General features: G+C 66.8%; 25 protein-coding genes and 1 tRNA gene. 22 read left to right on the top strand and 4 right to left on the bottom strand.

All coding sequences use genetic code 11. From position 1 onward, the window contains the following. The first annotated feature begins 3 nt into the window (after window positions 1–3). The 10 genes from NNJEOMEG_RS11340 to NNJEOMEG_RS11295 all read left to right on the top strand — a co-directional run bounded on the left by NNJEOMEG_RS11340 (window position 4) and on the right by NNJEOMEG_RS11295 (window position 8,620). On the top strand, window positions 4–420 hold the full coding sequence (locus NNJEOMEG_RS11340; protein ID WP_173084498.1) for a gp436 family protein: 417 nt from the start codon (window positions 4–6) through the stop codon (window positions 418–420). Next, window positions 417–995 carry a phage protein Gp37 gene (locus NNJEOMEG_RS11335; protein WP_173084496.1) on the top strand — a complete coding sequence of 193 codons (579 nt, stop codon included), beginning with the start codon at window positions 417–419 and terminating at the stop codon, window positions 993–995. The genes NNJEOMEG_RS11340 and NNJEOMEG_RS11335 overlap by 4 nt, the downstream gene beginning before the upstream one ends. After that, window positions 992–1,189 carry a DUF2635 domain-containing protein gene (locus tag NNJEOMEG_RS11330; protein WP_173084494.1) on the top strand — a complete coding sequence of 66 codons (198 nt, stop codon included), beginning with the start codon at window positions 992–994 and terminating at the stop codon, window positions 1,187–1,189. The genes NNJEOMEG_RS11335 and NNJEOMEG_RS11330 overlap by 4 nt, the downstream gene beginning before the upstream one ends. Next, window positions 1,179–2,600, top strand: a complete 1,422-nt coding sequence (locus NNJEOMEG_RS11325; RefSeq protein ID WP_173084492.1) for a phage tail sheath subtilisin-like domain-containing protein — start codon at window positions 1,179–1,181, stop codon at window positions 2,598–2,600. Before NNJEOMEG_RS11330 ends, NNJEOMEG_RS11325 begins: the two co-directional genes overlap by 11 nt. A gap of 12 nt (window positions 2,601–2,612) precedes the next feature. After that, entirely contained in the window at window positions 2,613–2,987 is a 375-nt protein-coding gene (locus NNJEOMEG_RS11320) for a phage tail protein (protein ID WP_173084490.1), read from the top strand. Window positions 2,988–2,991: 4 nt separating this feature from the next. Beyond that, window positions 2,992–3,306, top strand: coding sequence for a phage tail assembly protein (locus NNJEOMEG_RS11315; protein WP_173084488.1), 315 nt, complete (start codon window positions 2,992–2,994; stop codon window positions 3,304–3,306). A gap of 164 nt (window positions 3,307–3,470) precedes the next feature. Next, a complete protein-coding gene (locus NNJEOMEG_RS20985) occupies window positions 3,471–5,540 on the top strand; it encodes a phage tail tape measure protein (protein WP_173084486.1) in 2,070 nt (689 codons plus the stop codon). After that, window positions 5,540–6,892 carry a DNA circularization protein gene (locus NNJEOMEG_RS11305; protein WP_173084484.1) on the top strand — a complete coding sequence of 451 codons (1,353 nt, stop codon included), beginning with the start codon at window positions 5,540–5,542 and terminating at the stop codon, window positions 6,890–6,892. The genes NNJEOMEG_RS20985 and NNJEOMEG_RS11305 overlap by 1 nt, the downstream gene beginning before the upstream one ends. After that, a complete protein-coding gene (locus NNJEOMEG_RS11300; RefSeq protein ID WP_173084482.1) occupies window positions 6,876–7,967 on the top strand; it encodes a phage baseplate assembly protein in 1,092 nt (363 codons plus the stop codon). Before NNJEOMEG_RS11305 ends, NNJEOMEG_RS11300 begins: the two co-directional genes overlap by 17 nt. Beyond that, window positions 7,964–8,620 (top strand): phage baseplate assembly protein V, encoded by a 657-nt coding sequence (locus tag NNJEOMEG_RS11295; protein ID WP_173084480.1) that lies wholly within the window; start codon window positions 7,964–7,966, stop codon window positions 8,618–8,620. The genes NNJEOMEG_RS11300 and NNJEOMEG_RS11295 overlap by 4 nt, the downstream gene beginning before the upstream one ends. A 21-nt stretch (window positions 8,621–8,641) precedes the next feature. On the opposite strand, the gene NNJEOMEG_RS11290 is transcribed toward NNJEOMEG_RS11295, so the two are convergent. Continuing rightward, window positions 8,642–9,139: a DUF4145 domain-containing protein gene (locus NNJEOMEG_RS11290; RefSeq protein WP_173084478.1), complete on the bottom strand. Its 498-nt coding sequence runs from the start codon at window positions 9,137–9,139 to the stop codon at window positions 8,642–8,644. A gap of 368 nt (window positions 9,140–9,507) precedes the next feature. After that, complete coding sequence (locus tag NNJEOMEG_RS11285; protein ID WP_217270521.1) at window positions 9,508–10,839, bottom strand: anti-phage END nuclease; 1,332 nt, start codon at window positions 10,837–10,839, stop codon at window positions 9,508–9,510. 109 nt (window positions 10,840–10,948) lie between these two features. Between NNJEOMEG_RS11285 and NNJEOMEG_RS11280 the strand changes: the two genes are divergently transcribed. The 12 genes from NNJEOMEG_RS11280 to NNJEOMEG_RS11225 all read left to right on the top strand — a co-directional run bounded on the left by NNJEOMEG_RS11280 (window position 10,949) and on the right by NNJEOMEG_RS11225 (window position 18,237). After that, window positions 10,949–11,305 (top strand): phage GP46 family protein, encoded by a 357-nt coding sequence (locus NNJEOMEG_RS11280; RefSeq protein WP_173084474.1) that lies wholly within the window; start codon window positions 10,949–10,951, stop codon window positions 11,303–11,305. Then, on the top strand, window positions 11,305–12,369 hold the full coding sequence (locus NNJEOMEG_RS11275) for a baseplate J/gp47 family protein (protein WP_235956935.1): 1,065 nt from the start codon (window positions 11,305–11,307) through the stop codon (window positions 12,367–12,369). The genes NNJEOMEG_RS11280 and NNJEOMEG_RS11275 overlap by 1 nt, the downstream gene beginning before the upstream one ends. After that, window positions 12,369–12,989, top strand: a complete 621-nt coding sequence (locus tag NNJEOMEG_RS11270) for a putative phage tail protein (protein WP_173084472.1) — start codon at window positions 12,369–12,371, stop codon at window positions 12,987–12,989. Before NNJEOMEG_RS11275 ends, NNJEOMEG_RS11270 begins: the two co-directional genes overlap by 1 nt. A 3-nt stretch (window positions 12,990–12,992) precedes the next feature. Beyond that, a complete protein-coding gene (locus NNJEOMEG_RS11265) occupies window positions 12,993–13,733 on the top strand; it encodes a phage tail protein (RefSeq protein WP_173084470.1) in 741 nt (246 codons plus the stop codon). Between the two features lie 2 nt (window positions 13,734–13,735). Then, a complete protein-coding gene (locus tag NNJEOMEG_RS11260; protein WP_173084468.1) occupies window positions 13,736–14,458 on the top strand; it encodes a tail fiber assembly protein in 723 nt (240 codons plus the stop codon). Further along, the gene (locus NNJEOMEG_RS11255) at window positions 14,455–14,982 is read left to right on the top strand and encodes a collagen-like domain-containing protein (RefSeq protein WP_217270516.1); all 528 of its coding nucleotides are present in this window, start codon (window positions 14,455–14,457) and stop codon (window positions 14,980–14,982) included. The genes NNJEOMEG_RS11260 and NNJEOMEG_RS11255 overlap by 4 nt, the downstream gene beginning before the upstream one ends. Before the next feature lie 9 nt (window positions 14,983–14,991). Next, window positions 14,992–15,396, top strand: a complete 405-nt coding sequence (locus NNJEOMEG_RS11250) for a hypothetical protein (RefSeq protein WP_173084466.1) — start codon at window positions 14,992–14,994, stop codon at window positions 15,394–15,396. Between the two features lie 9 nt (window positions 15,397–15,405). Then, window positions 15,406–16,458, top strand: a complete 1,053-nt coding sequence (locus NNJEOMEG_RS11245; RefSeq protein ID WP_173084464.1) for a hypothetical protein — start codon at window positions 15,406–15,408, stop codon at window positions 16,456–16,458. A gap of 1 nt (window position 16,459) precedes the next feature. Continuing rightward, the gene (locus NNJEOMEG_RS11240) at window positions 16,460–16,978 is read left to right on the top strand and encodes a hypothetical protein (protein WP_173084462.1); all 519 of its coding nucleotides are present in this window, start codon (window positions 16,460–16,462) and stop codon (window positions 16,976–16,978) included. Between the two features lie 3 nt (window positions 16,979–16,981). Then, on the top strand, window positions 16,982–17,209 hold the full coding sequence (locus NNJEOMEG_RS11235) for a hypothetical protein (protein ID WP_173084459.1): 228 nt from the start codon (window positions 16,982–16,984) through the stop codon (window positions 17,207–17,209). Between the two features lie 132 nt (window positions 17,210–17,341). Beyond that, window positions 17,342–17,524: a Com family DNA-binding transcriptional regulator gene (locus NNJEOMEG_RS11230; protein WP_173084457.1), complete on the top strand. Its 183-nt coding sequence runs from the start codon at window positions 17,342–17,344 to the stop codon at window positions 17,522–17,524. Continuing rightward, window positions 17,497–18,237: a DNA-methyltransferase gene (locus NNJEOMEG_RS11225; protein WP_173084455.1), complete on the top strand. Its 741-nt coding sequence runs from the start codon at window positions 17,497–17,499 to the stop codon at window positions 18,235–18,237. Before NNJEOMEG_RS11230 ends, NNJEOMEG_RS11225 begins: the two co-directional genes overlap by 28 nt. A 195-nt stretch (window positions 18,238–18,432) precedes the next feature. Here the strand turns inward: NNJEOMEG_RS11225 and NNJEOMEG_RS11220 are convergent. Next, window positions 18,433–18,509: transfer RNA gene (locus NNJEOMEG_RS11220), tRNA-Arg, on the bottom strand. Between the two features lie 36 nt (window positions 18,510–18,545). Further along, on the bottom strand, window positions 18,546–20,009 hold a 1,464-nt coding region (locus NNJEOMEG_RS11215; protein ID WP_308464636.1), incomplete at its 5' end, for a GGDEF domain-containing protein.

Raw genomic sequence — 20,009 nt, 5'->3', positions numbered from 1 at the left:
CCCGTGTACGCCACCGTGCAGGACCTCCTCGACGCCTTCGGCCAGGACGAAGTGATCGCCCTCACCGACCGCGCCCGCATCGGCGAGGTGGACGAAGCCGTGGCCCTGGAGGCCCTTGCCAGGGCCTCCAGCGAGGCGGACAGCTACCTCGCCGCCCGCTACCGCGTGCCCGTGCTCGTGGTTGACCGGGTCCTGACCGACGCGGTGTGCCAAATCGCCCGCTACCGCCTCACGGGGGCGGAGGTGAACGAAACCGACCCCGTGCAGGAACGCTACGACAGGGCCGTCAGCTGGCTCAAGCTCATCGCCCGGGGCGAGATCAACCTGCCAGGGTTCCAGGACCCGGCGGCCACGGCGGGGGACGTGCTGTTCTCCCCGGGCCGCCGGGTCTGGCAGCGCCCGGCCGGGGGCGATGAATGATCGCCGTCATCGAAGAGGCCATCAAGACCCGGATCGCGGAGGCCGGGCTGCCCTACAAGCCCAACGTGGCCACCTACGGCGGGGAGTTCGACGAGGGCCTCGAATGCGTGGTGCGCTCCTTCCCGGCCATCTGGGTGGCCTTCGGGGGCGACGGGCCGGGCAAGGCCCTGGCCATGTCCAAGCGCGTCTGGCGCTTCCCGGCCACCTTCGCGGTCATTGTGGCGGCGCGCAATCCGCGCTCCGAAGCCGCCACCCGCAAGGGCGACGTGCTGAAGGTGGGCACCTACGCCATGCTTGAGGACGTGCGCCGGCTGCTGCTCCATCAGGACCTGGGCCTGGACATCGAGGAGCTGACCCCGGGGCGCACGCGCACGCTGGTCAACGCCCGGCTCAAGAGCAACAGCGTCTCCGCCTACGTCATGGAGTGGCACACCAGCTACGACGTGGTGCTGGGCGAGCCCGGCGGCCCCGAGCCGCTCATGCTGGAGCGCGTGGGCCTGAACTACCATCTGGTTCCGGACGACGGCCAGGCCGACGCCCAGGACCTCATCACTCTGCAAGGAGGCAACCCGTGAACACCATCCGCGTGAAGGCCGCTCCGGGCGTGAAAGTGCCCAGGGAGGGCGCGCCCCGCGAATACATCACCGACGCCCAGGCCGTGGACGTGCCCGCCAGCGCCTACTACCTGCGCCGCCTGGACGACGGCGACCTGGAGCGCGTGACGGACGCCGCCCAGGCCTTGCCCAAGGAGGCCCCCGATGGCCAGTGAGCACATCAGCTTCGACACGCTCCCGGCGTCCATCAGGAAGCCGGGCAAGTATTTCGAGTTCAACACCAAGCTGGCGGTGCGCACCCTGCCCGACAACGAGCAGCGCGTGCTCATCGTGGCCCAGGGCAACTCCGGCTGCGCCCAGGCCCCGCTCACACCCGTGAACGTCTATTCCGACGCGGAGGCGGCCGAGCTGTTCGGGCCGGGCTCCCAGGCGCATCTCATGGCGCGCGCGGCCATCACCGCCAACGCCTACCTGCGCCTCAGCGTGATCGGCGTCGCGGACGACGCGGCCGGGATCGCGGCCAGCTGCACGGCCACGGTCACGGGGCAGGCGGCGGGGCTGGGCGTGGCGGGCCTGACCGTGGGCACGCAGACGGTGCAGATCGCCGTGAGCCTGGCCACCACGGCGGCGGCCATCGCCCAGGCCCTGGCCGACAAGATCAACGCCCATCCTTCCCTGCCGGTGACGGCCGGGGCCGTGAACGGCGTCATCACCCTGACCGCGCGCAACAAGGGCGCGACCGGAAACCTCATCCCCGTGAGCGCCAGCTCCACCGTGGACGGGGTGGCCGTTGTGGTCACGCCCATGGCGGGCGGGGCCACGGACCCGGACATCGCGCCCGCCCTGGCGGCCGTGTTCGCGGACGGGCACGACATCATCGTCACGCCCTACGCCGACCAGACCAGCCTCACCGCCCTACGCCAGCACGTGGACGCCGTAGGCCACGCCCTGGAACAGCGCGGGGCCGTGGGCGTCTACGCCTCCACCGGGACCCTGGCGGCGGCCACCACCCTTGCCGGGCTCATCAATTCCGGGCGCATCACCGGGGCGCTGCTGCCGGGCTCCGTGAGCCTGCCCTGGGAGGTGGCGGCGGCGTTCGCGGCCGTGATCGCCTCCGAGGAGGACCCGGCCCGGCCGCTCAACACCCTGGCGCTTGCGAACATCGCCGCGCCGCCGGTGAAGAAGCGCCTGGGCCGCATGGAACAGGAGACGCTCCTGGCCAACGGCGTCACGCCCCTGGAGGTGGGGCCGGGCGAGAAGGTGCAGGTCGTGCGCGCCATCACCACCTACACCCTGGACCCCCAGGGCGTGGAGGACATCGCGCTCCTGGACCTGACCACCATCCGCACCCTGGATTACGTGCGCCTGGCCTGCCGCACGCGCATCAGCCTGCGCTTCCCCCGCGAGAAGCTCTCCAGCCGCACCGCGCCCAAGGTCCGCTCGGAACTCATCGACGTGCTCCTGAAGCTCGAAGAGCTGGAGATCGTGGAGGAGGTGAAGGCCAACCTGCCCGGGCTCATCGTGGAGCGCGACCTCCAGGACCCCAACCGGCTCAACGCCAAGATTCCCTGCGACGTGGTCAACGGGCTGCACATCTTCGCGGGCCGCATCGACCTGCTGCTGTAAAGGAGACAACGCATGGCGCTCAAGGAATACGTCGGGGCCATCGTCCTGGAAGTGGACGGGGCCGAATACGAGGTCATCGACCTCAACGTGGAGCACGACACCGGCAAGAAGCTGGTCAAGACCATGAACAAGACCGGGCGCGCCCTGGGCTTCCACAAGGGCGTGGAGACCTTCGAGCTGTCCGTCACGGCGGCCATCCCCAAGGACGATCCCAAGGACTGGGAGGCCGTGGAGGGTGCCAAGCTCACCATCTACCCGGCCAGCGACGGCGGCCAGCGAGAGAGCTATTCGGATTGCGTGTGCATCTCCGCCGGGCGCAAGTACAGCGTGGAGAACGAGGCGCGCGTGGACCTCAAGTTCCTGGCCCTGGGCCACACCAAGGAGTAGCCGCATGAGCGGGACCACCGTCACCGGAACCCTCAAGTACGGGCACGTGGACGCCGAGGGCGTGCGCCACGCCGAATTCGAGATGCGCGCGCCCACCCTGGGCGACATGGAGTGGGCCGTGGAGCAGGCCCCGGACGGGGCCTGCCCGGCCAAGCTGGCCCGGTTCATCTGGTCCCGCGCGCTGGTGCGCCTGGGGAGCCTGCCGCCGGAAAAGATCACCCCGGAGCTGCTGGAGGGGCTGCACTACGCCGAGTATTCCGTCCTGGACGACGCCGAGAAGGAGCTGGCGGGAAAGCTCGCGCCCGCGAGCGCCAGCTGAGGGAGCTTCGGCTCCTGGAAACAGCGCTCGCGGGCCGGTCCTTCACCCTCCAGGAGATCCGTTCCATGACCATGCCCCAGATCGAATCCTTCGTGGCCATCCTCACCGGCAAGGCCCCGGCCCCCGGCCGGGGCCGCCACATCGTGCCCAGGCGGAGGCGTTAGATGGCCAAGGGCACCGTCCTCGAAGTCATCCTGCGCCTGCGCGACGAGCTGGGCGGCCAGGCCCGCAAGGCCCTGGACTCCATCACCCAGGCGGCCCGGGGCACGGCCCAGGGGGCGGGCGTCACGGCCCGCGCCCTGCGCCAGGTGGGCGAGAACGCCCGCGAGGCCTCGGGCGGCCTCCAATCCGCCGGGCGCGCCGCCGGGGCCTTCAGGAGCGACCGCCTGACGCGCGCGGCCCAGGAGGCGGCCCGGATCACGCGGGAGTCCCGCGAGGCCCGGCGCGAGCTGGACGCGGCCTCCAAGTCGGGCGAGCGCCTGGCCGGAGCCCTGACCAAGGCCGGGGGCGCGGGCCGGGCAGCCATGAACGCCATGCGCGGCATCGGCCAGGTGGGGGCGGGCGCGGCGGCCGGGGCGGGCGTCGCGGCGGCGGCCCTGCGCCAGCCCATCGCCTTCGAGAAACGCATGACGCTTATGGCCAACACCGCCTACGCCGACGAGAAGGACCCGGCCAAGCGCCTGGCCGGACGCGGCAAGCTGGTTGACGCCGTCCACGCGGCCGTGCGCGAGGGCGGGGGCACCCGCGACGAGGCGGCCGAGGCCCTGGACAAGATGCTGGCCTCCGGGGCCATCAAGTCCGACGCCGCCCAGCGGCTGCTCCCCACCATCCAGAAGTTCGCCACCGCCTCCGGCACGCAATCGGGCGACATCGCGGACATCGTCATCCGTGGCGTGCAGAACAAGTTTTTCCGCGAGGACGAAGCCGCCCTGGCCCTGGACAAGGCATTGGTGGCCGGTCAGTCCGGCGGCTTCGAGCTGAAGGACATGGCCAAGTGGCTGCCCAAGATGCTGGCCCTGGGCTCCGGCATGAAGAGCATGGCCGGGTTCGAGCAGATGCTCGCCTATTCCCAGGCGGCGGCCACCACGGCGGGCAGCAAGGACGACGCGGGCAACAACCTGGTCAACCTGCTCCAGAAGCTCAACAGCCAGGACACCCAGAAGGACTTCGCCAAGCTGGGCATCGACCTCACCGGCACGCTCACCAAGGCCCGGGAAAAGGGCAAGCTGCCCCTGGAGGCCTTCGGCGACCTCATCGAACAGCAGGTCATGGGCAAGGACAAGCGCTATCAGGCCCTCAAGAAGCGCCTCGGCTCCGCCCAGGGCGACGAGAAGCAGCAGATTCTGGGCGACATGGCCGACCTGGCCAGCGCTTCGGCCATCGGCCAGGTGGTGCAGGACCGGCAGGCCCTGCTGGCGCTCCTGGCCGCCATCAACCAGAAGGACTACGTCAAGCAAATCCTCGGGGACATGGCCAACGCCTCCGGCGAGGGCGAGCGCAGCTTCGCCACCTACAAGGGGTCCACGGCCGCCTCGGTGGAGCGCGCCGCCAACGAGGCGGAGATCGCCCGCTCCAACATGCTCTCGGACGCCTCCGGTCCGCTCAAGGCTCTGGCGGACGGCGCGGCCGACCTGGCCCAGAGGTTCCCCGGCCTGGCCACCGTTGCCATGGAGGCCACAACGGCCATCGGGGCCATGACGGCGGCAGCCGCCGCGTTCGGGGCCATGCGCATGTTCTCGGGCGGCGCTGGCGTGACGGCTGCCGCTTCCGGCGGGTGGCTGGCGCGCTCCGCCTCCTCGCTCGCGGGGGGGGCGTCGCGCTCCCTCCCGTGGCTCTCCGCTGGCGTGGCCGCGTGGGACATCTACCAGACCGAAAACGACTCCACGCTCACCCGCGCCCAGAAGAACGTCAAGAATTCCGAAACCTACGGCGAGACGGGCGGGGCCTTGGCTGGCGCGGCCATGGGCGCTGCCGTGGGATCGGCCGTCCCCCTGGTAGGCACGGCCCTGGGCGCGCTCCTGGGAGGCCTCGCCGGGTGGTTCTCCGGCGGCATGGCCGGGCGCGGCGTGGGCAACATGCTCTGGGGGCCGTCTCAGGAGACCACCGAAGCCGCCCGGCAGCTCGTGGTGGAGGATCGCGGCGTCATCAAGGTGGAGTCCGTCCTGAAGCTGGACGGCCGCGAGGTGGCCCGCGTGGTCAACGATCACAACGCCTCCGAGGCTCGGAGAGACTGATGGCCTGGAAGGATACGTTGCAGGACGCCAGCTTCAAGGGCGTCAAGCTCGCGGTGTGCAGCACCTCCGACACGGCCGAGCGCGCCCAGGTGCGCCACGAATACCCCTACCGCGACGGCGCGGAAGTGGAGGACCTGGGCAGGCGCGCCCGGAGCGTGCGCCTCCAGGCCGTGTTCTGGGGCAAGGACTACGAGGCGGGACTCCGCAAGCTCCTGGACGCCCTGGACAAGCCCGGCCCCGGGGAGCTGGTCCACCCGGTGTTCGGCTCCATGAACGCGAGCCTCCTCTCCTACGCCGTGGAGCACCACGAGGACAACCCGGACTTCGCCCAGGTGAGCCTGGACCTGGTGGAGGCCGAGCCCGACGCCCCCTTCTTCGCCGGGGGCGCTTCCGCCAAGGCCAAGGCCCTGGCCAACGCCTCGAAGCTCCAGGGCTGGCTCGACAAGCTCAAGAGCCTGAACCTCTCCGCCGTGCAGGGCTGGGCCGGGAAGCTGAACAACGTCCTCTCCCAGGTGGCCCGGGGCGACCTGCTGGGCGCGGCCCGGGGCGTGTTCTCCGAGGCCGCCTCCCTGGCTGGCGTGGCCGTTCCCGCCGTGCCGGGCGTCTTCGGGCAGGGGCTTGGCCTGCTGGGCACGGCGCAATCGCTCGTTTCCAACGTGTCCACCCTGGCCACCACCGACGTGTTCGGCCGCTTCGCGCCCCTGGCCAGCCTGTCCGGCCTGCTACCCAACTTCTCCGTGAGCGAGTCCGGCGCGCGCCGCGCCTATCCCATGGTCCCGGCGCTCTACGCCGGAACGCCCGTGAGCGGCCCGCTCACCAGCGAGGCCGCGCCCCGGCCTGTGGTGGTCACGCCTCCGGCGGAACAGACCAACCCCGCGCCCGCCCCGGACCTCTCCACCCCGGCCGGGCAGGGCAGGGCCATGGCCGCCGCCACGCTCAACCTGGCCTCAGCCATGGCCGTGGCCCAGGCCGCCTCGGGCGTGCTGGTGGCGGAGACGGCCGCGCCGTCCCTCACCCCGGCCGAGGTGGAGGCCGTGGTGGGCGTCTCCCGCCAGCGCTTCCAGGACACCATTGACGAGGCCCGGGCCATCTTCCCCGCCCAGACCGCCTACCCCATGGTGGAGGCCATGCGCTCCGCCGCCCTGGCCGTGCAGGACCTGGGAGCCCAGGTTATCCAGCTGCACCCGCCCGTGGTGGCCGTGGCGGCCCCGGCCCTGTGCAACCTGCACCTCCTGGCCCACTGGCTCTACGGCGACCGCACCCGCTCCGAGGAACTGGCGCGCCTCAACCCCGGCGTGCGCAACCCGAACTTCATCGCCCCTCGGCAGGTGCTCAGTGGCTACGCCCGGTGAGGACCGCCTCACCCTGCGGGTGGGCGGCGGCGAGCATCGGGACTGGACCTCCTACACGATAGATTCCGACCTCCTCACCCCGGCCGACGCCTGGCGCGTGACCCTGGGCATCCCCGTCGGGGACATCCCGCCTGGCGTGCGGCCCTGGGCTCCCGTGGAGGTGCTCCTGGGCGGCGACGTGCTGCTCACCGGGCGCATCGACCGCGTGGAGCGCGAGCTGGCCAAGGACACCCAGAGCCTGACCATCTCGGGCCGCGACAACGCCGCCGTGCTGGTGGATTGCTCCGCGCCCGTGTTCACCCAGCGCGAGGCCACGTTGCAGGAAGTGGTGGACCTTGTGGCCCGCCCCCTGGGCGTGGAGAAAATCCGCGTGGAGACCGAAGGCCGCAAGGAGAAGGTCGCCGTGGAGCCGGGCGAGCGCGCCTGGGACCTGCTGGCCAAGGCCTGCGAGGCCAACGGCTGCTGGGCCTGGTGCGAGCCGGACGGCACGCTGGTGGTGGGCGGGCCGGACTACACGGCCGCGCCCGTGGCCACGCTGGTGGTGCGCTTGGACGGCAAGGGCAACAACACCCTCAGCCTCGCCGTGCGCGAAGACGTGTCCGGCCGGTATTCCGAGGTCACGGTGCTGGGCCAGACCCACGGCACCGAGGACAAGGAGGGCCGCCACGACATCATGCACCGGGAGACGGACCCGGACGTGCCCGGCTACCGGCCGCTCATCATCCCCGAGGGCGAGTGCGACAACCAGGAGGAGGCCGCGCGACGGGCCAGGAAGCAGCTGGCGGATTCTCGCCTGGAGGGCTTCGAGATCACGGCCCGGGTGCGCGGCCACCGCGTGGGCGGCGCGAGCGGCGAGCCCTGGCGGCCGGGCCAACGCGTGCAGGTGGTGAGCGAGCCCCACGGCCTGGACGGCGTGTACTTCCTCATGAAGCGGACCTTCACCGGTGGCCGGGACAGTGGGAAGATCACCGAGCTGGTGCTCAAGGAAGACGGCGTCTGGCTGCCGGAGCTGGCCTCGGGCTTCAAGTCCAAGAAGAAGGGCAAGAAGGCCCTGGAGGTGGTGGAACTGCCATGAAGGACGTGGACCGCCTGGACGCCCGCATCGGCCGCGCCCTGGGGCGAATCCGCCTGGCCTTCCGGGCGGCGCTCACGGCCCTGGACACCAAGCCCGGCGTGCAGCTCATGCAGGCGGACGGCCTGAGCGGCGAGAAGCTCCAGGCCAGCGAGCTGTTCCAGCACTTCGGCTTCACCTCTGCCCCGCCCGAGGGCACGCAGTGCATCGTGCTACCCCTGGGCGGCAGGACGGCGCATTCGGTCATCGTGGCCACCGAGGCCGGGGCCTACCGCGTAGACGGGCTGAAAAGCGGCGAGGTGGCCGTGTACAACCAGAGCGGCGCGCGGATCGTCCTGAAGGAAGACAGGATCATCGAAATCGACTGCGACGAGCTGAAGATCACGGCGAAGAAGTCCATCCGCATGGAGGCCCGCGAGATCGAAGCCACCGCCAGCGAGCGCATGGGGTTGTACGCGCCGGAATGGGAGATGGGCGGGGAAGAGAACGGCGGCAGCGAGGCCTTGTGGAGGGGCAACGTCCACTTCACGGGCACGTCCATCGCGGACGTGGACCACGTGAGCGGGGAGGTGAGCTTAAGGCACCACGTCCACCGGGAGAATGACGGCGGCGGGCCGACGGAGGAGCCGGAGGGAGGGGGAGAAAAGGCAGGTTGATGACTTTAAACTCTACAAATACTATTTTGTTCTCTCTGGAATTCTTGATTTGATTCTAGCTGCAACCTCAGGTCCGTCATTTACCAATACCATTAATAGTTCGATGATCCTTAAGCATGTCTCGACATCTTCCATTCTTGGGACATTAGAGCGGTGTACAACACTATGTCCAACATCAAGAATCGTCGTCAACATGCCAAGCTGGTCAATAGAAATGTGTCCTTTGTCGCAGAGATATCCAATATTTTTCTCAAAATTTTGGTTCTTCCCAGTAATCGAAACAGCAAATCTGTCAATCAACGTCCTAATTCCAGCCGCTGCAAGCTGTGGCATGTCATTGTTGATTGCCTTATAAATTTCATCATGCAAAGATTTTACTGCATATTCATCAGTAACGAAAATATCAAAGGACAATGAGCCTGCTTTCTTTTTCTCAATTTTTGGGAAGTATATTTTTGTTGTTACTGGAGGATCATCTGGGTCAGAGTCTTGCCATTCTGAAAACCATTCTTCGTGCAAGAAAAAGTTAGTTTCGCATCCCATGCACTGTAGTATAGAATACTCATCCCATCCGCTAATGGGTGCGTCTTCGTCATCCCAGTGGATTTTATGTGAGCGAATCGTAACGCAGTTTGTTAGTTTGCAACAACGTGGGCAAGGGTGCTTCGATATATTGCTCGACATAGAAAGCTACCACCGCATTCAATATGGAATTGTTCTAGCCGTTCATGAGGCCAAGTTGCCTATGTTACGACAACATGCACTTAACAAGCACTTCCATCGCGGACGTGGACCACGTGAGCAGAGAGGTGAGCCTGCGGCACCACGTGCACCGGGAGAACGACGGCGGCAGGACAACGGAGGAGCCTGCTGTTAGCTACCCTAAGTTACTCGGCATGAATAGTGACGTCATAGCCGAGAGATTTTAGTGCCTTGGATGTACGACCGTTCCGAGGCGGGAACCTGTCTGGCAATGCCCAGCCTACTAGTTCTCCAAAGGAGCTAATGGCAAGTCCTCGAATTTTCCACTTAGGATCAGTTACGGCATCCCAAATTCGCTCTGGCAAATGGTCTGGTGATCCGCCATACAGTACGTGATCAATGACTTGGCAAACGTTATACCCGCCGAGTGATACGTCACTCCAGATCATTTTAGAAAGTGCATCAACTTTATCTTGAACCGTGTACTGCCCGCCTGACGGGAGGCCAACCTTGTGATTGTCGACCCTTCGTGCATAGTCTTTGATGGCATGCACGCCACCACATATCATTGCAAATGATTCAATTGTCATCGACGCGAGGCTTTCTTTTGAAAGTGCGCTCATTAGTGCAGGACCAGTGTCATTCAACATTACATCTTCACCGTGTGGTGCGTTAGGCAGCCGACTCCACCAGTGGATAGCCTCATCGAGGGCATTCTCTTTTCTGTCTTTGTTTTTAATGTAATAATCATTGTATTTTGCATTTCGGCCATCGAACGTGTTGTTGTAATAATGAGCGTGTAAAAACTGATCAACCTGAGCACCTCGTGGGGTTGATTCATGCACCCAGGCCGGACGGTTGCCCTCTTTGCTAATTCTATCTCCAATATCCCTCAATTCTTGAAGTGTAGAGTGCCACTCGTCTAAAAATTTACTGCGCTGCCTTGCCTTTGCACTTTTAGGAGCAGTCTGAACTAAGCCGGACCACTTCTTAATGGCAGGACATCCCCAGAATTCATCTGCATTGGGCTTGGATAAATGAAGTGCGCGTTCCCGTTTTTTGACTGCGTTGAATAGCTCATCAGTTAGTGGAGTTGATTTGTCCTGGAGCAGCTGAAATAAATCGTCGATGTCATTAGCCATCTCGTCGGTAATCTCGCTTTCATCAAAAAAACAGCCGGTCTCAACATTCGAATACCACGCACTTCCAGATAGGTTTGCCGACCCGATGTACAGACCAGACCCTTTCCACCATATTACTTTTGCATGGTGATGCTGAACAAGGCGACATATATATCTCTGTGAACGCCTCTTGATGAATCCGTCAAGTATTGACGATGAAACCGCTATGCCATCATCAAGTCTTCCGTAAAATGTCAGCGGTATTTTATTGTTCCAGCACCAGTCAAAAAGGAGTGACGATTGTGTTGCATATGCGACAGCTGCTAGGACTTCTTCAGTTTTTCCATGGTCATTGTCGATAATATACTGAAGGTAGTGCCCATTGATTCCATTCATTAGCAACCGCATACGGACGACTCCTGTTCGATACTATTGCTCAAACCTTCATCTCCACTGAACCCCTTCACCTATCCCGCCTCCCCTGCCCGCCACTAAAGTGGCGGCCATGGGCATCGACCAGGCCATTGATCCGTACACCGGCGAGTACTTATCCGCCCGAATAAGCCATCTGGGCAACGCCGTCTACATCCGTCTTGCCACGCCGCTGGGCTCCTGGTGGGCCGATCCGTCCATCGGCTCGCGCCTGCACGAGCTGGCCCGCTCAAAGGACCTCCCGCGCATCGGCGTCCTGGCCCGGCAGTATGCCGAGCAGGCCCTGCGCCCCCTTTTGGATGACGGTCGCGCCCGCTCCATCGCCGTGGAGGTGGAGCAGCCCCACGACGGCCGCTGCCTCCTGCTCATCACCGTGGAGGACGCCACGGGCCGCGAGGCCACCTTCCAGCATCCGGTGAGGGTGTCCTGATGTACACCGTCCCCACCTTCGAGGCCGTGCGCGAGGCCTACCTGCGAGACATCCTCAACCTGCTGCCCGACGCGGCAACGGACCCGGATTCGGACCACTACATCCGCGCCACGGCCCTGGCCTCCGCCGTGGTTGGCCTCTATCACCATCAGCTCTGGATCGCCCGCCAGGTGCTGCCGGACACCTCCGATCCCGAATGGCTGGATCGCCACGCGGCCCTGCGCGGCATCACCCGCAAGCCCGCCATCGCGGCCACGGGTCAGCTGGTCATCCAGGGCGCGGCCGGATCGGTCATCCCCTCGGGAGAGGCCGTTAAGCACGTGGCCACGGGGCTCACCTTTCTAACGTCCGGCCAAGCCATCATCAGTCAGGACGGCACGGCCACCGTGGCCGCCCTGGCCGCCGCGCCCGGCGTCATGCCCGCGCTCGTGGCGGAGCCGGTGCTATTCTCCCAGGCCCCGGCGGGCGTGCTGCCCCAGGCCAGCCTGACGCTCTCCGGCGGCGTGGACGCCGAGACGGACGCCGAGCTGCTGGCCCGGCTCCTGGACTACCTCCAGCACCCGCCCGGCGGCGGCAACGTCCACGACTACCGCCGCTGGGCGCTGGCCGTTCCCGGCATCTCCCGGGCCTGGACCTTCCCCAACCGCCGGGGTCTGGGCAGCGTGGATGTGGCCGTGCTGGGGCCGGAAGGCGCGCCGTCTCCCGAGGCCCTGGCCGCCGCGCAGGCCGCCGTGGACGCCTCCCGCCCGGCCGCCTGCCGCGACGCCTGGGTGCTGGCCCCCACGCCCGTGGCCGTACTCGTCTCCGTGGCCGTGCGCCTGGACGCCAGCGTGACCACCCTGGCTCTGCTCACGGCGCGCCTCCAGGAAGCCCTGGCCGCCGAGTTCAAGGCCCTCGCGCCCGGCCAGACCGTCTACCGCTCACGCATCGAGGCCGTCGTCTCCGGGCAGCCGGGCGTGCTGGACCGGGTGGTGCGCGTGCCCCAGGCCAACTTCGCGGCCGTGGTGGACCGCGAGCGCCTGGAGTGGCCGCGCCTGGGCCTGGTGCAGGTGGAGGCGCTTTGATGGCCGGTCATGCCGAGCTGCTCGCCCAGCTGCTGCCCTCCAGCTACGCCCTCACCGGCCCCATCGAGGCGGAGCTGGCTGCCGAGGGCGCTGCCCTGGACCGCGCCCTGGCCGTCTCCCTGGACCCCTTGCGCGGGCTCACGCCCCTGCAATCCCTGGAGTGGCTGGAGGACTACGAGCGCTGCTACGGCCTGCCCGGCCACTGCCGCCAGCCCGGCCTGCTCATCCAGGAGCGTCTGGCGCTCTTGACCGTGGCCCTGGCGGAGCGCTCCGCCATCAACCGCGACTACTACGTCTGGCTGGCCGCCCAGCTGGGCTACACCATCACCATCCAGGAGTTCGGCCAGTTCCTGGCCGGGCACTCCGCCGCCGGGGACCGGCTCACCAATTACGAGGGCTTCTTCACGGCCGGGAGCCGCGCCGGGGAGCCCCTGCGCCAGGGCGCGCCCTGGCAGTACGTCTGGGTGGTCCACGCCGGGGGCGAACCCACGGCGCTGTTCCGCGCGGGCGTCTCGGCCGCCGGGGAGCCCCTGGCCAGTTGGAGCAACGCGCTGCTGGAGTGCGCCATCCGCGCGGCGGTCCCGGCGCACACCTTATTCCACTTCGCCTACGGAGGATGACCCATGCACAGAATCGACGGCCCGGGAGCCGTGAACAACCTCTTCAGCGCGGGCGACCCGACCGTCCCGCAGATGGCCACGGTGGTAACGCCTGAGTGGCTGAACGACGTTCAGGAGAACATCGCCCGCGTGATCCTCGCCGCCGGGATCACGCTGGTGAAGGGCGACTATGACCAGCTGCGCCAGGCCCTCGCCATCCTCTCCGGCTCCGGCCTGGTGGGCGAGGTGATTCCCTGGTTCGCCGACGAGCTGCCCGCAAGCGGCGACTGGCTCAAGGCCCAGGGGCTCCAGCTGCCCAAGCTGGACTACCCCCTGCTCTTCGACGTGTGGGGCTACACCTACGGCGGGGAAGGGGCGCTCTTCGGCACGCCGAAGCTGAACGGCATTTTCCTGCGCGGCGTGGACGACGGCGCAGGCGTGGACCTGGACACCGACATCCGCACAAACCGGGGCGACGGCGTGACCGGCGACCGCGTGGGCACCAAGCAGACCAGCGCCACGCTGGACCATGTGCACGGTCTGTTCGTGGGCAACCCGGGCACCGGCGTGGGGTCTGAAAACGGCGGATTCGGCACGGCCTACGCTGGCAGCGGCACGGTGCAGAGCACGGCGGGCCTGCTCTCCCAGACCGAAGGCGGCATGTTCATGACCGGAGCCAACTCCGGCTGGCACCGCAACCAGATATCCCGCTACGAGACGCGCCCGGTGAACATCGCCGTGCAATACATCTTCCGTTGGAGGTAGCCGTGCAAGTGTACCTTTACGACGATCAAGGCCTGCATCTCAGGGCGTACACCCCGCCCGTCTCGCCCGCGCGCCCGCAACAGGAGGACGGCAGCCCCAACTACCTCTTCCCGGCCAACTGCACCGCCGTAGCCCCGCCCGAGACCGGCGACGGCCAGGCCGCAGTGTTCGACGCCCAGGCCAACGCCTGGCGCGTGGTGGAGGACCACCGGGGCAAGATCGCCTGGGGCACGGCCACCCGACAGCCCCTGGCCGTCCAGTCGCTGGGGCCGCTGCCCGAAGGCTGCACCCTCGCCGCGCCGCCCACGCGCTTTCACGTCTGGAGCGGCCAGGACTGGCAGCCGGACATGGCCGCCGTGACGGCCTATGCCGAGGCGGTCATCGACGCCCAGGCCGACCAGCAGCTCTCGCCTTACATGAGTCTCTCCGCCGGGCGCGCCATGACCTACATGGCCAAGGAAGCCCAGGCCCGGGCGTTCCTGGCCGCCTCGGAGCCCGTTGCGGCGGACTATCCGCTCATCGCGGGCGAGGTGGGCATCACCGGCGCGACGCCGCGCGAGGTGGCCGAGACTATCCTGGCCATGTCCCAGGCGTGGCACTCCATCGGGGCAGCCATCGAGGCTGCCCGCCTGGCCGCCAAGAAGCAGGTCCGCGAGGCCGCGAGCCCGGAGGCCGTCCAGGCCGTGCTGGACTCCCTGACCTGGCCCGCGCCGGGGCAGGCGTGAGCGCCATCCCCACGGCGGTCGTCACCGTCCGTTACCTGGACGGCCAGGGGCAGCCCGTGCAGGGGGCCGCCGTCAAGGCGTCCCTGACGGCCCAGGAGCGTTACCAGGGCATGGAGGTCCCGGGACTGGCGGAGGGCGTCACCGATGCCCACGGCGAGGCGGTGCTGGCGCTGTTCCCCAACGGTCTGGGCTCCCTTGGCAGCTCCTGGAGCCTGTCCGTGGGCGGGTTCGTCCGGTTCGTGGCCGTGCCCGACGCCCCCTGCACCGTGATCGTCGGCCCCCACGTCACCACGCCCGTCACCGGGCCGCAGGGCCTCGCCGGGCCGAAGGGGGACAAGGGCGACCAGGGCGCGCAAGGCCCCCAGGGGCCGCAAGGGGAGCAAGGCCCCGAAGGTCCGCAAGGGCCGGTCGGCGCACGTGGCCCGGAGGGGCCGCAGGGGCCTCCCGGCGAGGGCAGCTCCAACGGCGGCGCGGGCTCGGCCCTCACCCTGGCCGAACGCTACACGTATTTCGGAGATTTCTAGGAGATCACCATGGGCTCTACCCCTGCCTTCCCCGGCCTGCCTGCCACCACGGCGGCGCACGCACTCATGGACACCGACTTCGCGGCGTTCGTCACGTTCTACGAAGCCGCCTCCGAGGCATCAGGCGGCAATGGCGTGCTCCTGGGCCGCCTGCGCGCCGCCAGCGACTGCGCGATTGCAACCACCCTCCAGTTCGCCCGGCGTCTCTCGGGCGCGGACTACGTGCTGGGCGAGGTCCAGGTCCCGGCCGGGTCCGGCACCGACGGTTCGACCGCCTGGACGGACCTCATGGACCCCCTCAACCTGGGCCGGGCGCTCACCCTGGCCCCGGGCGAGGCCCTGCGCGTGCGCGCCAAGGTCGCGGTGGCCGCAGGCAAGCGCATCGACCTAACCGCCGAAGTCGCGCCGCTCTAGGGGGATGGCATGAGTCTGTACGCATTCAAAGGCGGGGGCGCTGACGGCGGGGCTCTCCAGCCCTGGTCCCAGGTGCTCACCCTGTCACAGGCTGGCGATGGTCTGGCGAAGCTCGCCGCGCTCTATAACAAGCGCACCGAAACGAGCGTCACGGGGACGCTTCAGCTTCCCAGCGAGCTTGATGGCCCCATGCACGTTGCCGTCTGGGACAAGGACGTGACCCTCAACGGCGCGACGATTACGGTGCTGAACAAATGCCGTGGCCTGTTCTGCCTCTTCCTTGGCAACGTGACTGTCACCGGAAGCGCCTCCAAAATTCACATGGATGGCATGGCGAGCGTCAACAAGGACTGGGAAAACTACGACATTAGCATTCCCAAGGCGCTTTCACTGTCGTCTGACATGGTGTCCCAGGCCGCAATCATGAACATGGTCCGGGAGAAGAACTACTTCGTTGGTGATCCGCAACTCTGGAAAGACCTTTCTCCTACGGTGTTCGGCAGCATCACGCCCGGCACAAACCTTATTGTGGACAAAACGCAGCTTGGGGCGGCCGGAGCGGGAACATATGCTGGCGGTGGCCCTGGTTTCTACCAGGGCGGAGGTCCCGGGGCAGGTGCAAATGGACCCGGCGGAGGCTGTACTGGAAGCTTTTGGCAGTCCATAAACAACCCCTATGCCCTGGCTGATGGCGAGAAGGCGAGGTCCTGGCGCGGCGGATTTTCTGGTCATTATCTCTCAGGGGGAGGTAGTTGGTCTCATGATTACACCCGCCAAGGAAGTCCTTCGGGGATTGTAATTGTCGCCGTCGCTGGAACCCTTACGGTAGGCCCTGGTTTTACAGTGTCCGCAAACACTCCGCAGCGGGCCACCTTGCCGGGAGTCTGGGGTTTTGGCGGTATAGGCGGGGGCCGCGCGAAACTGCTTACCGGCGGTACCGTGACGGGCTCCCCCACGGTCCAGGCTAACGGCGGTCTTGGCTATAACCAAAACGCCACCTCGACTCTCCCGGGAGGCGCGGGCAAGGCCGACACCAGTACCTTCATCGCATGGGACATCTAATATGAGCATCACCATCCTTCATAATCCGGTCGACGGCGTTTCGCGGGATTTTCTTGCATCGCTTGGACTCCAGGAGCCTGACAAAGACGACACCGACGTTGTTGTTTCTGGTCAGCCCGTGCGCCTCATCTCCGACCACGCCAAGGCCGTAGCCGCGTGCCCAGGGTTCGGGTGCTATCCTGTACTGGTCTACGAGGCGGACGGGGCTGTCCACGTCCTCAACGGTCCCACGACATGGCAGCAGTGCCTGGACTTCATGAACGCGCCGTGGGGAGAAAACGCTCCGCCCGTCTCCCGCGAGATGACGCGCCTGGAGTTCCTAGCCCGCTTCACCGAGGCCGAGCTGGTGCTGCTCAAAGGTCTTGAGTTCTCGGACCCCAACGTGGGGCTCTTCTGGGAAGAGTGGCGCGCGGCAACGGCCATCCGCACCGACGATGCACGGACCGTCAACGCGGTGCAGCGCATGGAGGCCGCCGGGCTCATCGCCGCCGGACGGGCGGCCGAAATCCTCGGGGCGTGAACCATGCGGCGCTATATCTGGAACGTATTGCTGGGGCTGGACCAGTTCCTGTCCGTGCTCACCGGCGGAGACCCCGACGAGACCGTGAGCAGCCGGGTGGGCAAGGCGGCCGCCTCCGGGAGCCTTTTGGGTATGGCGCTGGAGCGCTGCCTGGACGCGGTGTTCGGGGCCGGACACTGCCGCCAGGCCATCGAAGCGGACGAAGGGGCGGATCGGGTCACGAGGTACTGAGAGGAGCGGCAGGGCGGCGGCAACCGCCCCACCGACGGGTTGCCTAAACAACCCGCCACGGCCGAAGCCGCGCTCCTGCCCGCGCGGGCGTTAGAGCGCTACCGCTTCCGGCGCTACCTGTAAAGAAAGGTAATGAGGGAAATACGTTGCGGCCACTGTAAGCGTCTTCTGGCCAAAGGCAGCGTGGTGGAAATCGAGATCAAATGCCCCCGCTGCCAAACCCTCAACCACGTGAGGGCCGCGAGCCCCAGCACCGAAGGCCATGGAGCCTCTGCCCAGGAGGCACCATGCGCGAGGTCTTTGAAAACGGAATAGTATCTTGCGGCGACGCGCTCGGCATCCTTCGGGAGATGCCGGGCGCGTCCGTCGATGCGGTGCTCACCGATCCGCCCTATTCGAGCGGAGGGCTGCACATGGCGGCCCGCCAGGCGGACCCGGCGGACAAGTACCAAAGGACGGGCACGAAACGCACCTACCCGCCCATGCTGGGCGACCTCAAGGACCAAAGGTCATTCACCATGTGGGCCACGCTGTGGCTGGGTGAATGTTGGCGCGTGTCTAGGTCCGGCGCGCCGTGCATGGTCTTCAGCGACTGGCGGCAGCTCCCGGCCATGACCGACGCCCTCCAGGGGGCCGGGTGGGCGTGGCGCGGCATCGTGGTGTGGCACAAGCCAAGCGCCCGGCCCAACCTGGGCGAGTTCAAGCACGACACCGAGTTCGTGCTCTATGCAGTGAAGGACAAGGCCCGCCCAACCCATCGCCGTTGCCTGCCCGGCGTGTTCAAGCACGCGGTGAACACGGCCAGGAAGGTCCACGTCACCGGCAAGCCGGTGGAGCTGGTCAAGGACCTCCTGGCCGTGACGCCCGAAGGGGCGACGGTGCTTGACCCGTTCATGGGCGGAGGCACCACGGCGCTGGCCTGCCTGGAGACGAAACGGCGCTTCGTAGGGGCGGAGTTGTCGCCCGAATACATGGACCTCCTCACCGCCCGCATCAGGCAGGCAGAGGAGGCGTTAAAACAGGCGTGAGATGAGACAGGGCGGCGTGCCGAATGCGGCGCAAATCAGTGCCGAATCGCGCGCCGCCTTACACATTGCGCCAGGTGGCCTTCAGCCCGGGGGAGTGGAAGTGTGATGGAAAGGGGACGCCTGAGACAATGGGGTCGAGGGTAGCCGTGAAAAAAGGTGGCTACGTCATGCTCTGACGTAACCACCTGAAATTCTTGGCGGGCAGTACAGGATTCGAACCTGTGGCCTTTGGCTCCGGAGGCCAACGCTCTATCCATCTGAGCTAACTGCCCGCGAGTTGGCCTTCGTATGCCGGGGCACGTCCGTTGTCAAGCAGGTCGCGCCAGGGCGGCCGCCTTCATCTGTTCGCGCCCCTGCGACACGCACACCATGTTGCGGCCGCCGGATTTGGCCAGGTACAGGGCCTGGTCCGCCTTGTGGATCAGGTCCTCGCGCCGGTCCAGGGAGCCGGGCGTGAGGGTGGCCACGCCGATGGAGGCCGTCACCTTGAAGGTCTTGTCCGAGAACTGGAAGCCCTTGTGCTCCACCTTGCGGCGGATGCGCTCGGCCAGCACCCAGGCCTGCTCCTCGCTGGTCTGGGGCAGGATGATCACGAATTCCTCTCCGCCGTAGCGCGCCGCGAAGTCCGTGTCGCGGCAGGATTCCTCCAGAATGGCCCCCACGTCGCGCAGCACCATGTCGCCGGCCTGATGGCCGTAGGTGTCGTTGATGGCCTTGAAGTGGTCCAGGTCGAAGAGCAGCAGGCTCAGGTTGTGGCGGTAGCGCTGGTGGCGCTTGAGTTCGTCGGCCAGCCGCTCGTCAAAGGATTGGCGATTGTGGATGCGTGTCAGGCCGTCGTGATCGGCCTTGGCCTTCACGTCACGGAAGAGCATGGCGTTGCGCAGGGCAAGGGCCAGGTGGTTGGCGGCGGCGTTGAGGGAGGTCACCTGGTCGCGGCCCAGTCGCAGGTCCTTGTCCTTGGAGATGGCCAGGCATCCGAAGGCGCTTCCGGCCACCTTGAGGGGCAGGAGCAGCGTGTTCTGGGGCGTGGGGTCGGCCAGGCAGTCTTCCGGAGAGCTCTGGATCAGATACTCCACGGTGAAGGCGTCCAGCATGCCTCCGGCCAGGCGCGTGCCGTGGCTCATGAGGTGTTCCACCCAGCGCTGGCGTCCGTGGGGATCCAGGCAGGGGGCCAGGAACAGCTCGGCCTCCAGGCGGCCCTCGTCGTCGGGCTGCCAGAAGATGCCCTGGAGGCCGTGCACGGGGAAGAGCAGGCTCAGGTCCTCGCGGGCGTCGGAGAGAATGCGCCCGGGCTCCAGGCTCTGGGAGGCGCGGGTGAGCACCGTGTTCAGAAAGATGATCTGATCCGTCTTGCGGGCCAGGAGTTCGCGCTCCAGCATGATCTCGCGGGTCATGCCGAAGATGTCGTCGTAGAGGCCGCGCACTTCCTTGGCGCGGAACACCGCGTCGCGCACCTTGTTGTCGGTGACGGGCGGCGTGAGCGCCGTGAGGAAGCCCAGTTCGAGGATTTCCTCCACGTCGGGCCCCTTCTTGTCGCTGTCGAGCACGAGCACGCGCTGGGTCAGCTCCCAGTCGCGCAGGTGACGGCGCGTGGACGGAGGCAGGGCGTTCCACACGGAAAGCGGCACCCACACCGTCAAGGGGCTGGCCTTGTCCATGTCCCTCTTGGAGGGCAGGCCCGAGACGGGCCAGTTCTTGATGGCGTATCCCGTGCCCAGGGCCAGTTCGATGGACTTTGCCAGTTCGTCGTCCAGGCCGAGGCCCCAGATCAG

Source organism: Fundidesulfovibrio magnetotacticus, from assembly GCF_013019105.1.
GTDB classification, from domain to species: Bacteria; Desulfobacterota; Desulfovibrionia; order Desulfovibrionales; family Desulfovibrionaceae; genus Fundidesulfovibrio; species Fundidesulfovibrio magnetotacticus.
This window is presented reverse-complemented; position numbering and strand designations above follow the sequence as displayed.

Bases quoted from the DNA above. Each gene is read 5' to 3' on its own strand.
- NNJEOMEG_RS11335 (WP_173084496.1), top strand. From the start codon at position 417: ATGATCGCCGTCATCGAAGAGGCCATCAAGACCCGGATCGCGGAGGCC.
- NNJEOMEG_RS11325 (WP_173084492.1), top strand. From the start codon at position 1,179: ATGGCCAGTGAGCACATCAGCTTCGACACGCTCCCGGCGTCCATCAGG.
- NNJEOMEG_RS11320 (WP_173084490.1), top strand. From the start codon at position 2,613: ATGGCGCTCAAGGAATACGTCGGGGCCATCGTCCTGGAAGTGGACGGG.
- NNJEOMEG_RS11315 (WP_173084488.1), top strand. From the start codon at position 2,992: ATGAGCGGGACCACCGTCACCGGAACCCTCAAGTACGGGCACGTGGAC.
- NNJEOMEG_RS20985 (WP_173084486.1), top strand. From the start codon at position 3,471: ATGGCCAAGGGCACCGTCCTCGAAGTCATCCTGCGCCTGCGCGACGAG.
- NNJEOMEG_RS11305 (WP_173084484.1), top strand. From the start codon at position 5,540: ATGGCCTGGAAGGATACGTTGCAGGACGCCAGCTTCAAGGGCGTCAAG.
- NNJEOMEG_RS11295 (WP_173084480.1), top strand. From the start codon at position 7,964: ATGAAGGACGTGGACCGCCTGGACGCCCGCATCGGCCGCGCCCTGGGG.
- NNJEOMEG_RS11285 (WP_217270521.1), bottom strand. From the start codon at position 10,839: ATGAATGGAATCAATGGGCACTACCTTCAGTATATTATCGACAATGAC.
- NNJEOMEG_RS11280 (WP_173084474.1), top strand. From the start codon at position 10,949: ATGGGCATCGACCAGGCCATTGATCCGTACACCGGCGAGTACTTATCC.
- NNJEOMEG_RS11275 (WP_235956935.1), top strand. From the start codon at position 11,305: ATGTACACCGTCCCCACCTTCGAGGCCGTGCGCGAGGCCTACCTGCGA.
- NNJEOMEG_RS11270 (WP_173084472.1), top strand. From the start codon at position 12,369: ATGGCCGGTCATGCCGAGCTGCTCGCCCAGCTGCTGCCCTCCAGCTAC.
- NNJEOMEG_RS11265 (WP_173084470.1), top strand. From the start codon at position 12,993: ATGCACAGAATCGACGGCCCGGGAGCCGTGAACAACCTCTTCAGCGCG.
- NNJEOMEG_RS11250 (WP_173084466.1), top strand. From the start codon at position 14,992: ATGGGCTCTACCCCTGCCTTCCCCGGCCTGCCTGCCACCACGGCGGCG.
- NNJEOMEG_RS11245 (WP_173084464.1), top strand. From the start codon at position 15,406: ATGAGTCTGTACGCATTCAAAGGCGGGGGCGCTGACGGCGGGGCTCTC.
- NNJEOMEG_RS11240 (WP_173084462.1), top strand. From the start codon at position 16,460: ATGAGCATCACCATCCTTCATAATCCGGTCGACGGCGTTTCGCGGGAT.
- NNJEOMEG_RS11235 (WP_173084459.1), top strand. From the start codon at position 16,982: ATGCGGCGCTATATCTGGAACGTATTGCTGGGGCTGGACCAGTTCCTG.
- NNJEOMEG_RS11230 (WP_173084457.1), top strand. From the start codon at position 17,342: ATGAGGGAAATACGTTGCGGCCACTGTAAGCGTCTTCTGGCCAAAGGC.
- NNJEOMEG_RS11225 (WP_173084455.1), top strand. From the start codon at position 17,497: ATGCGCGAGGTCTTTGAAAACGGAATAGTATCTTGCGGCGACGCGCTC.